Source organism: Pectobacterium fontis (genome assembly GCF_000803215.1).
GTDB lineage: Bacteria > Pseudomonadota > Gammaproteobacteria > Enterobacterales > Enterobacteriaceae > Pectobacterium > Pectobacterium fontis.
Genome location: NZ_JSXC01000026.1, coordinates 44,559 through 57,522 on the forward strand (window position 1 = coordinate 44,559; position 12,964 = coordinate 57,522).

11 protein-coding genes are annotated in these 12,964 nt (G+C 51.7%); 3 read left to right on the plus strand and 8 right to left on the minus strand.

The genetic code is table 11. The annotated features are described in order from the left end of the window. Positions 1 to 17: 17 nt before the first annotated feature. Positions 18 to 1,556 carry a nitric oxide reductase transcriptional regulator NorR gene (norR, locus tag OI69_RS08565; protein WP_039348750.1) on the plus strand — a complete coding sequence of 513 codons (1,539 nt, stop codon included), beginning with the start codon at positions 18 to 20 and terminating at the stop codon, positions 1,554 to 1,556. A 73-nt stretch (positions 1,557 to 1,629) separates the two neighbouring features. On the opposite strand, the gene fumA is transcribed toward norR, so the two are convergent. Both fumA and OI69_RS08575 read right to left on the minus strand, forming a co-directional pair. Next, positions 1,630 to 3,273, minus strand: coding sequence for a class I fumarate hydratase FumA (fumA, locus tag OI69_RS08570; protein WP_039348752.1), 1,644 nt, complete (start codon positions 3,271 to 3,273; stop codon positions 1,630 to 1,632). Between the two features lie 341 nt (positions 3,274 to 3,614). Further along, complete coding sequence (locus tag OI69_RS08575) at positions 3,615 to 4,508, minus strand: LysR family transcriptional regulator (protein ID WP_039348756.1); 894 nt, start codon at positions 4,506 to 4,508, stop codon at positions 3,615 to 3,617. A gap of 195 nt (positions 4,509 to 4,703) precedes the next feature. Here OI69_RS08575 and OI69_RS08580 point away from each other — a divergent pair, with 195 nt between their 5' ends. After that, entirely contained in the window at positions 4,704 to 5,174 is a 471-nt protein-coding gene (locus OI69_RS08580; RefSeq protein ID WP_039348760.1) for a multidrug/biocide efflux PACE transporter, read from the plus strand. Between the two features lie 84 nt (positions 5,175 to 5,258). Here the strand turns inward: OI69_RS08580 and OI69_RS08585 are convergent, their stop codons facing one another. From OI69_RS08585 to OI69_RS08610, 6 genes are all read right to left on the minus strand, one after another. Beyond that, complete coding sequence (locus tag OI69_RS08585) at positions 5,259 to 6,038, minus strand: L-threonylcarbamoyladenylate synthase (protein ID WP_039348763.1); 780 nt, start codon at positions 6,036 to 6,038, stop codon at positions 5,259 to 5,261. 301 nt (positions 6,039 to 6,339) lie between these two features. Further along, complete coding sequence (locus OI69_RS08590) at positions 6,340 to 7,869, minus strand: FAD-dependent oxidoreductase (RefSeq protein WP_039348766.1); 1,530 nt, start codon at positions 7,867 to 7,869, stop codon at positions 6,340 to 6,342. A 41-nt stretch (positions 7,870 to 7,910) separates the two neighbouring features. Next, positions 7,911 to 8,258 carry an FMN-binding protein gene (locus OI69_RS08595; RefSeq protein ID WP_039348768.1) on the minus strand — a complete coding sequence of 116 codons (348 nt, stop codon included), beginning with the start codon at positions 8,256 to 8,258 and terminating at the stop codon, positions 7,911 to 7,913. Between the two features lie 65 nt (positions 8,259 to 8,323). Beyond that, complete coding sequence (locus OI69_RS08600) at positions 8,324 to 9,700, minus strand: MFS transporter (RefSeq protein ID WP_039348771.1); 1,377 nt, start codon at positions 9,698 to 9,700, stop codon at positions 8,324 to 8,326. After that, on the minus strand, positions 9,701 to 10,663 hold the full coding sequence (gene nrfD, locus OI69_RS08605) for a cytochrome c nitrite reductase subunit NrfD (RefSeq protein WP_039348773.1): 963 nt from the start codon (positions 10,661 to 10,663) through the stop codon (positions 9,701 to 9,703). It lies immediately after the preceding gene. Further along, positions 10,656 to 11,354 carry a 4Fe-4S dicluster domain-containing protein gene (locus OI69_RS08610; protein WP_039348776.1) on the minus strand — a complete coding sequence of 233 codons (699 nt, stop codon included), beginning with the start codon at positions 11,352 to 11,354 and terminating at the stop codon, positions 10,656 to 10,658. Before OI69_RS08610 ends, nrfD begins: the two co-directional genes overlap by 8 nt. A 665-nt stretch (positions 11,355 to 12,019) precedes the next feature. Here OI69_RS08610 and OI69_RS08615 point away from each other — a divergent pair. Further along, positions 12,020 to 12,919 carry a LysR family transcriptional regulator gene (locus OI69_RS08615; protein WP_039348779.1) on the plus strand — a complete coding sequence of 300 codons (900 nt, stop codon included), beginning with the start codon at positions 12,020 to 12,022 and terminating at the stop codon, positions 12,917 to 12,919. Positions 12,920 to 12,964: the final 45 nt, after the last annotated feature.

Genomic DNA, 12,964 nt, shown 5'->3' on the forward strand with positions numbered 1-12,964 from the left:
TGTCATTAGGACACATCATGACGCTCTCCATTAATGCCCTCGCACGTATCGCGATTGAATTGCAGATGGGGCTATCGAATCAGGATCGTTTTCAACGCCTGATCAACAGCCTGCGCCAACTGCTGCGCTGTGATGCCTCGGCGCTACTGTGCTACGAAAATCAACTGTTCCGTCCGTTGGCGATAGATGGTTTGGCGCCAGACGTACTGGGGCGACGCTTTCGTCTGTCCGATCATCCCCGCCTGGAGGCGATTGCCCGAGCGGGGGATGTGGTGCGTTTTCCGGCCGACAGTCAGCTTCCCGATCCCTATGACGGCCTGATCCCCAGTCAGGAAGATCTTAAGGTACACGCCTGTGTCGGCCTGCCGCTGTTTGCTAACCAGAACCTGATCGGCGCGTTGACCGTGGACGGTATGGATCCCTGTCAGTTCGACCATTTTAGTGATGAGGAGCTACGGCTGGTGGGCGCAATGGCGGCGGCGGCGCTGAGCAATGCGCTGCTGATGGAGCGTCTTGAGCGGCAGTTGCCCGCACCGGTGCACGCCGAAAGTCCGGCGGCGGAAAGTGTGGATGAAATGGTTGGGTTGTCGGAACCGATGCAGCGGTTGAAGAAAGAGGTCGATATCGTTGCGGGTTCCGATTTGAATGTGCTGATTATGGGGGAAACCGGCGTCGGTAAAGAGCTGGTGGCGCGGGCGATTCATCACGGTTCCAGTCGGGTAACGCATCCTCTGGTCTATCTGAACTGCGCCGCGTTGCCGGAATCGGTGGCGGAGAGTGAGCTATTTGGTCATGTGAAAGGGGCGTTTACCGGTGCGATCCACCATCGCACCGGCAAGTTTGAAATGGCGGATAACGGCACGCTGTTTCTGGATGAGATTGGTGAGCTGTCCCTAACGCTACAGGCGAAGCTGCTGCGCGTATTGCAATATGGCGATCTCCAGCGCGTGGGGGATGACAGCAGCCTGAAAGTGAATGTGCGCGTGCTGGCGGCGACTAACCGCGATCTGCGGCAGGCGGTATTGGATGGCGCTTTCCGCGCTGATTTATTCCACCGTTTAAGCGTGTTTCCGCTATCTGTGCCGCCGCTGCGTGAGCGTAGTCAGGACGTGGCGCTGTTAGCGGGGTTTTTCTGTGAGCGTAGCCGCGTACAACTGGGGTTGGCGCGGCTGACGTTAACCGCAGAGGCGGGGGCGCTGCTGGAACAGTATGACTGGCCGGGGAATGTGCGCGAGTTGGAACACGCGATTTATCGCGCTACCGTGCTGGCGAGGGCGGGGCAGGAATCGGGCGAGGTGCTGTTGGGTCGTGAGCATTTCAATCTGGAGCTTCCTTCTCAACTTGTTAATTCTGCTATAGAAGCATCGAAGGCTATTGAGATAGCGCCAGTGTCTTTCATTCGCGGCGGTCTGCGAGAGGCTACGGATGACTATCAGCGCCGGATCATCCAGCACACGCTGGCGCGCCATGAGGGTAACTGGTCATCCTGCGCCAGAGAATTGGAACTGGACAGCGGCAACTTGCATCGGCTGGCAAAGCGGTTAGGCATTAAGTAAAAAACGCCCCGACGAACCGTCGCGGCGTTGGTACACGAAATATCGCCTAACTTCTAATCACGTCAAAGTTTCTTTAACCGCATTTCACGCATTTCGCGCTCTGGATCACCTGGAAGAAATCGTTGCCTTTATCATCCACCAGAATAAAGGCGGGGAAATCTTCGACTTCGATTTTCCAGATGGCTTCCATCCCCAATTCCGGGTATTCGACGCAGGTCAGGCTCTTGATGCTGTTTTGCGCCAGAATCGCCGCCGGGCCACCGATGCTGCCGAGATAAAACCCGCCGTGTTTATGGCAGGCGTCAGTCACCTGCTGGCTGCGGTTGCCTTTCGCCAGCATGATCATGCTGCCGCCGTTGGCTTGCAGTAAATCGACGTAGGAATCCATGCGCCCAGCGGTGGTCGGGCCTAATGAACCGGACGGATAACCTTCTGGCGTTTTCGCCGGACCGGCGTAGTAGATCGGGTGATCTTTGATGTACTGCGGCAGGCCTTCGCCGTTATCCAGGCGCTCTTTCAGCTTGGCGTGGGCAATATCACGACCGACGATGATGGTGCCGGTCAGGGACAGGCGGGTCGAAACCGGATATTGTGACAGGGTTTTCAGGATCTCGGCCATCGGACGATTCAGGTCGATCTTCACCGCATCGCCTTCGCCCGCTTCACGCAGGTGTTCAGGAATGTATTTACCCGGATTTTGCTCTAGCTGCTCCAGCCAGATGCCCTTGCGGTTGATTTTGCCTTTGATGTTACGGTCAGCGGAGCAGGACACGCCCATGCCGACGGGGCACGATGCGCCGTGGCGCGGCAGGCGGATAATTCGTACGTCGTGCGCAAAATATTTACCGCCGAACTGCGCGCCAAGACCTAAGTCACGCGCGGCTTCCAGAATTTCCTGTTCCAGCGCGACATCGCGGAACGCCTGACCGTGCTCATTGCCTTCGGTGGGCAGTTCGTCGTAGTACTTGGTTGACGCCAGCTTAACGGTTTTCAGCGTGGTTTCTGCCGAGGTGCCGCCAATCACAAACGCGATATGGTACGGTGGACAGGCCGCAGTGCCCAGCGAGCGCATTTTCTCGATCAGGAAACTTTTCAGTTTACCCGGCGTCAGCAGCGCTTTGGTTTCCTGATACAGATACGTCTTGTTGGCTGAACCGCCGCCTTTGGTGACGAACAGGAATTTATAGTCCTCGCCTTCGGTGCTGTAGAGATCAATCTGTGCAGGCAGGTTGGTGCCGGTGTTGACTTCTTTGTACATGTCCAGCGCGGCGTTCTGCGAGTAGCGCAGGTTGTCTTCAATGAACGTGTTGTAGACGCCTTTGGACAGCGCTTCGGCATCGTTCCCGCCCGTCCAGACGTTCTGGCCTTTTTTACCGACGATGATCGCCGTGCCGGTATCCTGACAGGTCGGCAGAATGCCTTTAGCGGAAATTTCTGAGTTGCGCAGGAATTGCAGGGCAACGTATTTGTCGTTTTCGCTGGCTTCAGGGTCGTGGAGAATATCGGCAACTTGCTGTTGGTGAGCGGGGCGGAGCATGAAAGAGGCGTCGTGGAAGGCTTGCTGAGCCAGCAGGGTCAATGCGGCTGGATCGATCTTAAGGATGTCCTGGCCTTCAAACTGTGTGACAGAGACAAAATCGCTGCTCAACAGGCGATATTCGGTGTCATCTTTACGGAGTGGAAAAGGATCTTGGTAATAGAAGGGTTTATTCGACATTTTTTTCTCACTTGCAATTGCATTAATTAGTCAATTCCGACCTTTATAGGATTCAACGTCTTATTATTAAGGTAAGGCGCATTACCACAGCACTACAGGGATGTCTCGAATACAAAAGTAGTAATCACTATAATAGTATGGTTTTTTGTCGGGAAGTACTACTTTGGTACATCATAATAAGGATATTGTGCACGATTTCTCGCTGTAACAGACGAGCGAGGCTGCGGTACGGCACCCGTTTTACATGTTCGTGTAATATCGGAAAACGCGTCCGGTTTAGCGCGGAAATATTCCTCTTTTAATTGGCTTAATTAAGTAAAGTAAACGGTTAAATTAAAAATTTAGGTGACTTGCAACGATGATGGCATATTTTCTTGCTGAGCAAGGAAATTGTCGATCATCCACAGCCCTGCCGGACCGGGTGGATGAGGCTTGGACCAGACAATATCCACATCAATCCACTGCGGCCAGCCGGATACCGGCAGTTCTACCAGCTTCTGTCTGTCGTATTGCGCCACCAGCCAGCGAGGCAGGATGCTCCAGCCGTGCCCCTGCTGCGCCATTTCCAACAGCATCAGATAGGATGGTGCAGACCAGACAATCCCTTCCGGTTGCAGCCGGTCGCTGCGTTTATAGGTATTGAGATAGAGTTGGCGAACGGTTGCCAACTGGCTGCGAGTGACGCTTTTTTCCATCGCTAGCGGGTGCGCCACCGACACAAAAATGGCCATTTCGGTCTTTATCTGCAAACGCGCGGCGGCAACATCGGGCGGGTAATCCGTCTGTGCGCGTAATATGCCAACATGCGCCCGGTTCATTTGCAGCAGATCAATCACGTCGTCACCTTCCGCAATCAGGCATTCAAATTCAATATCGGGAAAGTGATGGGCGAAACGTTGGAGCACCGGCTCGTAATGGGTCGCTTGCCAGATGTCAGAGAGCACAAACGTCAGGCGGGGTTCGATATGATCGGCCAGACGGATCGCCAGTTCATCCAGCGCCTCACTGGCGGATAAGATCGCCTGTACGTGAGAAAGCACTTTTCTGCCCGCCAGCGTGAGCGTGGGCTGGTGGCCCGATCGATCAAACAGCGTCAACCCCAGATCGGCTTCCAGATTGGCGATAGCCGCGCTGATGGTAGACTGGCTTTTATGGAGCCGTCGCGCAGCGGCGGAAAACGAACCCGCATCGACGGCGGTGATAAAAGCCAGCAGGGATTCCGGTGAATATCGCATCGTTATCTATCCCCTAATAATTCGAGTGTCAGGACACCCTGTTAACGCCCCGCACGCCGCTTGCGCTGGCCGGTCAGAGCAAGGCTCAGCAATGAGTCTAATATATCGATTTTATCGATGGAGTCTAACTGTACTCTACCATCTTATGCGATGAAAATGCGCGCAGTCAGAACCAATAGTTAAAGTGAATATGCTATGAAAAAGAACACGACGAGAACATTGCGTGAACGTCTGTGCCACGCCGTTGGCTTTGAAGTTATCGCAACGATGATCTGTGCGCCAACGGCTGCCTGGCTGATGAATAAGTCGGTTTTTGATATGGGCACGTTGACACTTATTTTGGCGAGTGTTGCGATGGTCTGGAATATGACCTACAACGCAGTATTCGATCGCTTATGGCCTGCGGATCGCGTAAAACGTCGGCTGCCGATCCGTATCGCCCACGCGTTGGGGTTTGAGGGCGGCTTTATTCTGATTGGCCTGCCGCTGGCGGCATGGGTATTGAACGTCACCCTGTGGCAGGCGCTGATGCTTGAGATCGGTTTTTTCCTGTTCTTCCTGCCGTACACCGTGGTGTACAACTGGTGTTACGACGTATTACGTGAACGCATCATAAACCGTCGTCAGCGTGCCCGTTCAGTGTCGTGTGAATCTCACCTGCGTTAAGGTCGTTTGGGAACTACGGTGTCTGTGACGAGAAGGGCATTCAGCAGCGGGTTACGCCGCTGCTGTAATAAGTGGTGATAGCGGCTAATAGTAATCGCCGTGCCGATAGTCCCAGGTGGTGAAGATGTCAGACATGAGCGACATCACGCTGTCCACGTCCAGCCCTTTGCGTATCAGTGCCGGACAAGGAAATATATGACGTCTTCCTTGCTGTTCCGGTACGAGCCTTCCCTTCATATCCACCATCGACACCATTACCCCTTGCTCGTAGCGTGTGTCATGGGATTTATTTGGCTGGATAGATTTCACGTAATCGTCGGCTTCGATAATCAGATCGGCAAAGGCGCTGATACGCTCGCCGATCCCTGCCACCTCGCCCCGGTTGCCTTTACCAGACGGGTTGGCCGAGCTGGCAAAGGTTAATTTACCGTACTTTTCCCACAGTTCCTGCGTGAGCATTTCACTCGGCTTACCGAATTTAATCACGAAGCAACTGGTTTGGCGATCGTCCATCATCAACGCTTTCGAACCATCTTCGGGGATACGCGCCAGAGCGCTATCGTGCCAGGGAAGGATGCAGCCCAGCAGCACATCGGCATCCCAATGGCGTTGATATAACTGTTCGATTTCTGGATTCAACTGCGCCAGCGCTTTCAACTGCGCGAGAGAACCGCACAGCACGACGCCTGGCTTGTTTCGGTTGCGCTGCTTGGCGTCAAACTTGCGCTCCAGCCCGATTTTATCGGTAGCCATGATGATGTAACCCACCTTGGTGGGGGAGACGATGATGCCTCCGCCGTGCGACATCATCTGTACTGCATCATCATGCAAGCCGCCATTCCAGTGAACTTTATTTCCACTCATGTTGCCTCCACTAAGAGAGAAAAAACGGAGTTCTATGGTGTAGCATCTCTTTGCATCACAAAGTTGCGCAAAAAGTAACCATAAATATCGGTGGAAATAAAAACTGAGCTTGTACTTTGCGTGTCAGTTATCGCGCTCTGATAGGGGATGACCAGCCTGCATTGAGCAATACAGGCTGCCTGAGATCATACCGATTGCTTAAGCCCGTTGTGAGGGGAAACACAGAGGGGAGGCTCCCGTAGGAAGGCCCCCCGCCCCGTGTATCTCGATGCTCAAACGATCTTAGGGTTAAGGGAAGAGCTTATTTCTTGCTGAACTTCATATAATCCAGTGCACTTTCTGCCGCGATACGCCCCGAGTTGAGCGCAAAGCCGAAGGTGCCGCCGCCCAGCAGCAGGTCATAGGTGTCGCCATACATCCCGGCGGCATCATTACCCGTCACGTACAAACCTGGAATGACCTCGCCCGATTTATCGATTGCCTGCATTTTCTCGTCAATCTTCACGCCGCCTAATGTGCCCAGCGCAGCGGGCTGCATTCTTACTGCATAGAACGGGCCGGTTTTGACTGGACGCAGGTAATCCATGTTTTTGTTAAACACCTCATCCCGTTTTTGCGCCGCAAACTTATTGTTTTCTTCCAGCGTATTTTTCAGCACGCTCGCATCAACACCGATCCCTTTCGCCAGCCCGTCGATGGTGGCGGATTTGAAGACAAAGCCGCGGTTTTTCTCACTTTCCTTGCTAAATTCGCTATCAAATTTTGTCAGCTTGGTATTGGCGATCACCCATTCGCCAATCGGCACATCAATGCCGTCTTCGACGTAATGTTTACGGGAGGTTTCGTCGAAAATGGAGTACATGATGCCGCCCACTTTTGACAGCGCATTGCCGGAGTGTGGCCAGATGATGACGTTGGATTCATCGGTAAAGCGGCGACCGTGTTGGTCAACCCACAGATAAGGTTGGCGTGCAGCCGCCAGCAGGTGAGAGTTGGGCGCGTAGTCCGGCAGGCCGGGGCGATAGGCTTGTAACACTCCCAGCCCGTCCGGTTTGGCACCGGCTTTCCAGGCCATATTAATGCCGTCGCCGTCTTTGCCGACGTTACCCACCATGATGGTATCGGGGAAGGCGGCATATTTTTGCAGCATCTCTTTGTTATTGGCATAGCCGCCCGTGGCAATGATGACGGCCTTGGCATCGATCTGGAAAGTGTTGCCTTCGCTATCCTGAGCGATGACGCCGGCGACCTTGCCGTCTTTCACGACCAGATCTTTGCCCGCTGTTTTCACCAGCGTGGTGACGTCCATTGTTTTAAACTGCTCGTGAAATGTCTTGATCAGGTGGCGTCCGTGACCGGGGCCGTCGATCACATGCCAGGTCAGCATACCGCCAGGGCCGCCAGGGCCGATGTATTCAAACTTGATGCCTTTTGATTTCACCCACTCAATGGTATCGGCAGAGCGGTTGACGAAGGCACGCACTACGAAGGGATTCGCCATCCAGTGGCTGTATTCCATGATGGTCTTAAAGGCCATATCCGGCGTGACCACAATCCCCTGACGTTTCTGCATGCTGCTGTTGGCGGCGAAGATGCCTTCGGCAAAGTTACCTGTGCCACCGACAATCGGCTGTTTTTCCAGCAGGACGATTTTCGCCCCTTTCTCTGCGGAGGCCATCGTTGCTGAGGTGCCCGCCGCGCCTGCCCCGATAATCACGATATCGGCACTTTTCGGTATTTCCGGCTTTGCCGCATCCGCCGCCTGCGCGGCAGACCAGCCCATCATCGAGAGACAGAGCGTCGTGAGTACACTTTTTCTGAAGCGTTTCATGATGTTTTCCTTAGTGTTATTAATATTTTTACAACACGGTATTATTTCGCCTTTGCCTGTGAGTACGCGTCTTCTGCGGCTTCTTTTACTGCGCCGCTGGTCATCGTGGCGCCGGAGATCCCATCAACCTCTATGCTTTGCTTTTCGGTCATGGTTTTCGCGAGTTCTACTGCCGCTTCTCCTCCGACTTCCGGGGTTTCTTCCGGGGCATCAATGGTGGATTTGAGCACTTTCCCCTGTGCATCGATATCCAGCGTAACGGTGACATCGCCGCCGATACCCTGTCTGGCGGCGGAATAGGTGCCGGGTGTAAAGCTCCCTTCTTGTGCGATCGCGGTTCCCACGGCGAATAACAGGCAGAATGGAAGGATTCCTGAGCAAATTTTCATATCAATAGTTCCAGTAGTTTTTGAATGAGTACGTTGAATAGCCCCGTTATTTCCCATCAATAAAGCTATCTCCCATGAATAAAGTGATAACCGTCATCGTTATTGAGGGGCCTGAATATCAGGCAACAAATTGGTAAGCCGATGCCGAGTAATAAAAACAACAGACTGAAATGATTAAGGTTGAAAAACATGTCGAACTGAGAGAGAAAACGTAATATTGGAAATGTCAGCGTCATACTGAGCATGACGGAAAGTAATTGGCTAATGGTTAATAGGTTATTGCCGCTGTGGTACGTGCTGTTATTCAGATTACTGAAGGCCAGCGTGCTTTCCGCTGAATATAAGGTCGAAATCAGCACGCCTAATATGATGGTTATCATCCCGATGAGGAGCATTGATTTTTCCTGCACGGCGGCGCTTAAAGCAAGGATGCAGAGTGATGTTACGCCGGTCGTCAGCATCAATAGCCGGCGATAGCCAATACGCTTGACCAGTGGCTCGAACAGCAGTTTTGACAGCAGCGCGCCGCTGGAAAAAAGCAGCAGAATCAGGCTGGTTTCAACGGGTTTACAGGCCAGTGTCGTTTGCAGCATCAGGGAGAGCACAACGGGTGTTGATGCCAGCAGGGTTCGTGTCGCAATGCCGCCAATCACGCCGACAGAAAAGGTTCTGATGCCAAACAGGGCGCGAGGAAATAATACTGTTTCTGTGATGAGGTGCTGTCGATAATAAAGGCAAACCAACCCCAGCGTGCTGCAAGATAGGAATAATATGACGAACGTGGGAAAGATATTTTTCGTGGCGGTGGTTAGCATGAAGGCCACAAGAAATAACATCAAAATGGGAAAGGCGATTTCATAAACTCCCGTGCGTGACGTCTCTTTTATCGCCACAGCAGGAATATAGTGGGTTGCCAGAAAAAAGCAGAGTAAAGCCAGCGGAATATTCACGAGAAAAATAGCCTGCCAGGCGAGAAAATTAACCAGAATATTACCGACAACGGGGCCGATCAGGGTGCCGAATAATCCCAACAACGTCACCCGATTAAGAAAGCGCAACTTCAGGCTCTGTGGCGTGGTGCGGAGTATTACGGTTCTGATGATGGGCAGCATAAGCGCCCCACCAATACCTTGAATAAAGCGGAAAATGCTTAAGCTAGCGAGCGTGGTTGCCGTCATGCACAGCAGTGAGCCGAGCGTGAAAATAGCGATCGCTATCTGGTAGGTTTTCCGTTCCCCCAGTCGTTCCGCCAGCCAGCTATTGGCTGGCGTAAACGCCACGACCGTGACAATGTAGGAAATCACAATCGTTTCCATATGCAATACCGGCTGGTGCAGCGACTGTGCGATAGCAGGAATGGCGATATACACCATGGTGGTATCCAGGGATTGCATGAAAAAGGTGGCGGAAGCAATCCAGAATAAGACCCACGACGTATTCATTTAGGCCACCGTCATCTGTCCGGCATACAGCACGAACAGGCGTAGCAGGAACACGCCGAACAGGCTCATGGCGGCTAACGTTATCATTTGCCTTTTGCCGGAATGGCAAGAGGGTTTGCGTACCCGGTTGGCGATGGCAGGGATCACAATGCCGATACCGATAATGCCAATCCAGAATACGCCGCCCCAGAAGCCCGACAGCGCGGTTTGTGCGGCGACCACTTTTTGTCCTCCACCAAGCAGCAGCCCGATAAAGAACGCGAACAGTAGAAATAGCTCGGCGTACACCACCGGGGTTTCCACGCGATGGATGAAGTGCAGGGAGCGTGAGTTCCCCGACGTATGCTGCCCCCACGCGCTAGCCAACAACATAACGGCAATACCTGACGTGGTGCCGGAGACCAAAAACAGGACGGGCAGAATGGGGTTGTTCAACAGCGGGAACGACTTCAGTGCTGACAGCAGAAAGCCGGTATAGCAACCAAGCAGGATCGCCAGCACCAGCAGCAGGTTTGCAATCACTCCCGCTTTTTTGACGATCATCGTGGTGAAGCTACGCACTCGTGCCGCCAGTGCGGGCCGTCGCCAGACGGTTTCAAGCTGCGTCAGCCAGACGTCATGATAAAGCGTGATGAGCCATAGCAGCATCACCACGAAATACACCTGAAAGAGCATCACACCAAGCGACATGATGGACGTTGGATTGTAAAAGACCATCAAATACCAAAAGGTAAAAGGCTTGGTCAGGTGAAAAATCAGAATCACCAGCCCGAGGATCACGGCGAGCGGCGCGACGATTGCCGTGGCTTTGATGACGCGATTGCTGCCGTGGTATTCGGCAGGCACAAAGTGCCTGAGGAGCATGGAGATCGTGACCATTCCGGCCGAAATACCGACCAGAAGCAGATAAATAGCGATGGGCCAGTCCCATACCAGCGTGTCGAACGTGAAGGCGTTATGCATTGTCGATGACTCCTCGTTTGCCCGGAATACGATAGAGTTGGGGTTCAGTGCCCAGATAAACCTTGGAGCGGTAGGTCGCGTTGCTCTCGATCATCTTGGCAATGTTGCTTTCAGGATCGTTGAGATCGCCAAATACCAGCGCTTTGGTGGGGCAGATTTCGACGCAGGCAGGCTGTTTCCCGGCGGCCAGATTGGTTTCCCGGCAGAAATTGCATTTGTCTGCTGTTTTCGTGACGGGATTGATGAAACGCACATGGTAAGGACACGCGGCAATACAGTAGCGGCAGCCCACGCAGCGTTTATCGTTGACGTCAACAATGCCGGTGAGCGCATCTTTGAAGGATGCCCCCGTTGGGCAGACCGCCACGCAGGGCGGATTTTCACAATGCTGGCAGGACTTACGAAAAAATTGCTTGATGGCGCGCGTTTTTTCGACGGCGGGAATATCGACGGTTTGCAATATCTCCAAGCGGGTTACGCCATCAGGGACATTATTGGTCTCTTTGCAGGCCTTGATACAGGCTTTGCATCCGATACAGCGCATTTCGTTATGCAATAAGCCATATTTAACGGCTAATTTGCTCTGCGGTTTTTCTGACTCGTTTTGCGCTTGTGCGAGACCGATATGCCCAGTAACGGCAATCGCACTTCCCATATAGGCAATAAAACGACGGCGAGATAATTCTTCCATATCATAAATCTTCACATTGGGGTGATAGCCGTGCGAATGCTATAGAATACATAGACATGATTAACGTCATTATCACGTTAATATTTCGCAGTGTGATGCTAATAGAAAAGAGTGACCAATAATGATGATGGTGAGGATAGATAGGCCACGTTTTTATTGTGGGTTTATTGGAGCATGATGATAAAAAGCCAAGTGTGCGATATGTCACATTTGTTTTTTTGTATATCCGTATATAACACATATCGATTTGTTATAAATGCGGATTATTAGTAATGCCGTGTGAGTTTTTTATTTTTCTTATTTTAAGAAATAGCGGTGTGTATTGTTATTTTTCATTATTTGATAAAAGTGAATAATTGATGTGCGTCATATTATGCATTTTTTATCCGGTGCCTGAGAGGCATATAAACGGATTGCGCTATTTTTCGCAACAAATAAAAAACGTTAATGCTTATTTGACGCTAACGTTTAGGTAACTTAATCGACATTGAACGATCTTTGGTTAATAAATTATTGCTTAATTGATAATAAGTTGGCTATATCTGCCATTAAGGCTATTTTTCATTAATTAAATGTGCATCTAATCACATTTGATTATTTACAAATCACTATAATTGTTATTATGTGTGGTTATAGGCGGTGTCGTTGGTGCGTAATATAAAACCATGTTAAGTATAAAACGTGTGATTTATTATCAGGAACTCATCCGGGTCGGGAGTTTCACGAAAGCGGCGAAGGCGCTGAATATCTCTCAGGCTTTTTTGTCGCAAGAGATCGCGCGTTTGGAGCTTGAAACGGAAAGAAAGCTGATTAACAGAACTACCCGACAGTTTTCTCTGACGCCATTCGGGAAGATCTTTGCTGATAAAATTCAGGGAATGATTAAAGAGCATTATGAGCTGGAGCAGTTTGTCAGCAGCTATGAGGAGAGCACGGATGGGGCGCTACTGGTTGGCGTGATCCCTATTTTTAACCGTCTGGCCTACTACAATGTGTTTAACCTGTTTCAGACATCCTATCCCAATATCGATATCTCTTTCATTGACGGTGTGAGCACCGATTTACTGGAAAGGGTACGCAATGGCGAGATCCATCTGTCCTTCTCGACACCGTTTGATGAATACCTGAACGATCCTCTGTTTCATCACACCATGTGTCAGGTTGATGACGTGGTGGCCGTGATGGCGATGTCGCATCCGCTTGCTGACAACAAAATGCTAAGCCTGCCGCAACTGGTTAAAGAAAAGCTGATCGTGCCGCAGAAAGGGACGGGCGAGCATGCCGCCGTCTCTGAGTCCTTCACCCGGCAAGGCATCAACCCCAGTTACTTTCGCGAATGCAGCAATATGGACATCATTATGGATCTGGTCGTCAACCTGTCCGGCGTCGTCTTCCTCTGTTCGTCTGTCGCCAAAAGCCTGACTGCTTACGATGTCGTGGTTATTCCGCTGGAAGAGCAACTGAAAAGAACGTTCGCGATTAGCTATCTGAAACGCAGCGTGAACATTCCTATCGTGCGTCTGTTTTTGGATTTTCTGGAAGATTACAGCGAATCCGTTCGGTAGGGCATTTTCTCTGTTCAAAAGACGCGGATATCCAAGGCACGTCAC

Bases quoted from the DNA above. Each gene is read 5' to 3' on its own strand.
- OI69_RS08615 (WP_039348779.1), top strand. From the start codon at position 12,020: ATGTTAAGTATAAAACGTGTGATTTATTATCAGGAACTCATCCGGGTC.
- OI69_RS08595 (WP_039348768.1), bottom strand. From the start codon at position 8,258: ATGAAAATTTGCTCAGGAATCCTTCCATTCTGCCTGTTATTCGCCGTG.
- norR (WP_039348750.1), top strand. From the start codon at position 18: ATGACGCTCTCCATTAATGCCCTCGCACGTATCGCGATTGAATTGCAG.
- OI69_RS08610 (WP_039348776.1), bottom strand. From the start codon at position 11,354: ATGGAAGAATTATCTCGCCGTCGTTTTATTGCCTATATGGGAAGTGCG.
- OI69_RS08590 (WP_039348766.1), bottom strand. From the start codon at position 7,869: ATGAAACGCTTCAGAAAAAGTGTACTCACGACGCTCTGTCTCTCGATG.
- OI69_RS08575 (WP_039348756.1), bottom strand. From the start codon at position 4,508: ATGCGATATTCACCGGAATCCCTGCTGGCTTTTATCACCGCCGTCGAT.
- OI69_RS08600 (WP_039348771.1), bottom strand. From the start codon at position 9,700: ATGAATACGTCGTGGGTCTTATTCTGGATTGCTTCCGCCACCTTTTTC.
- fumA (WP_039348752.1), bottom strand. From the start codon at position 3,273: ATGTCGAATAAACCCTTCTATTACCAAGATCCTTTTCCACTCCGTAAA.
- nrfD (WP_039348773.1), bottom strand. From the start codon at position 10,663: ATGCATAACGCCTTCACGTTCGACACGCTGGTATGGGACTGGCCCATC.
- OI69_RS08585 (WP_039348763.1), bottom strand. From the start codon at position 6,038: ATGAGTGGAAATAAAGTTCACTGGAATGGCGGCTTGCATGATGATGCA.
- OI69_RS08580 (WP_039348760.1), top strand. From the start codon at position 4,704: ATGAAAAAGAACACGACGAGAACATTGCGTGAACGTCTGTGCCACGCC.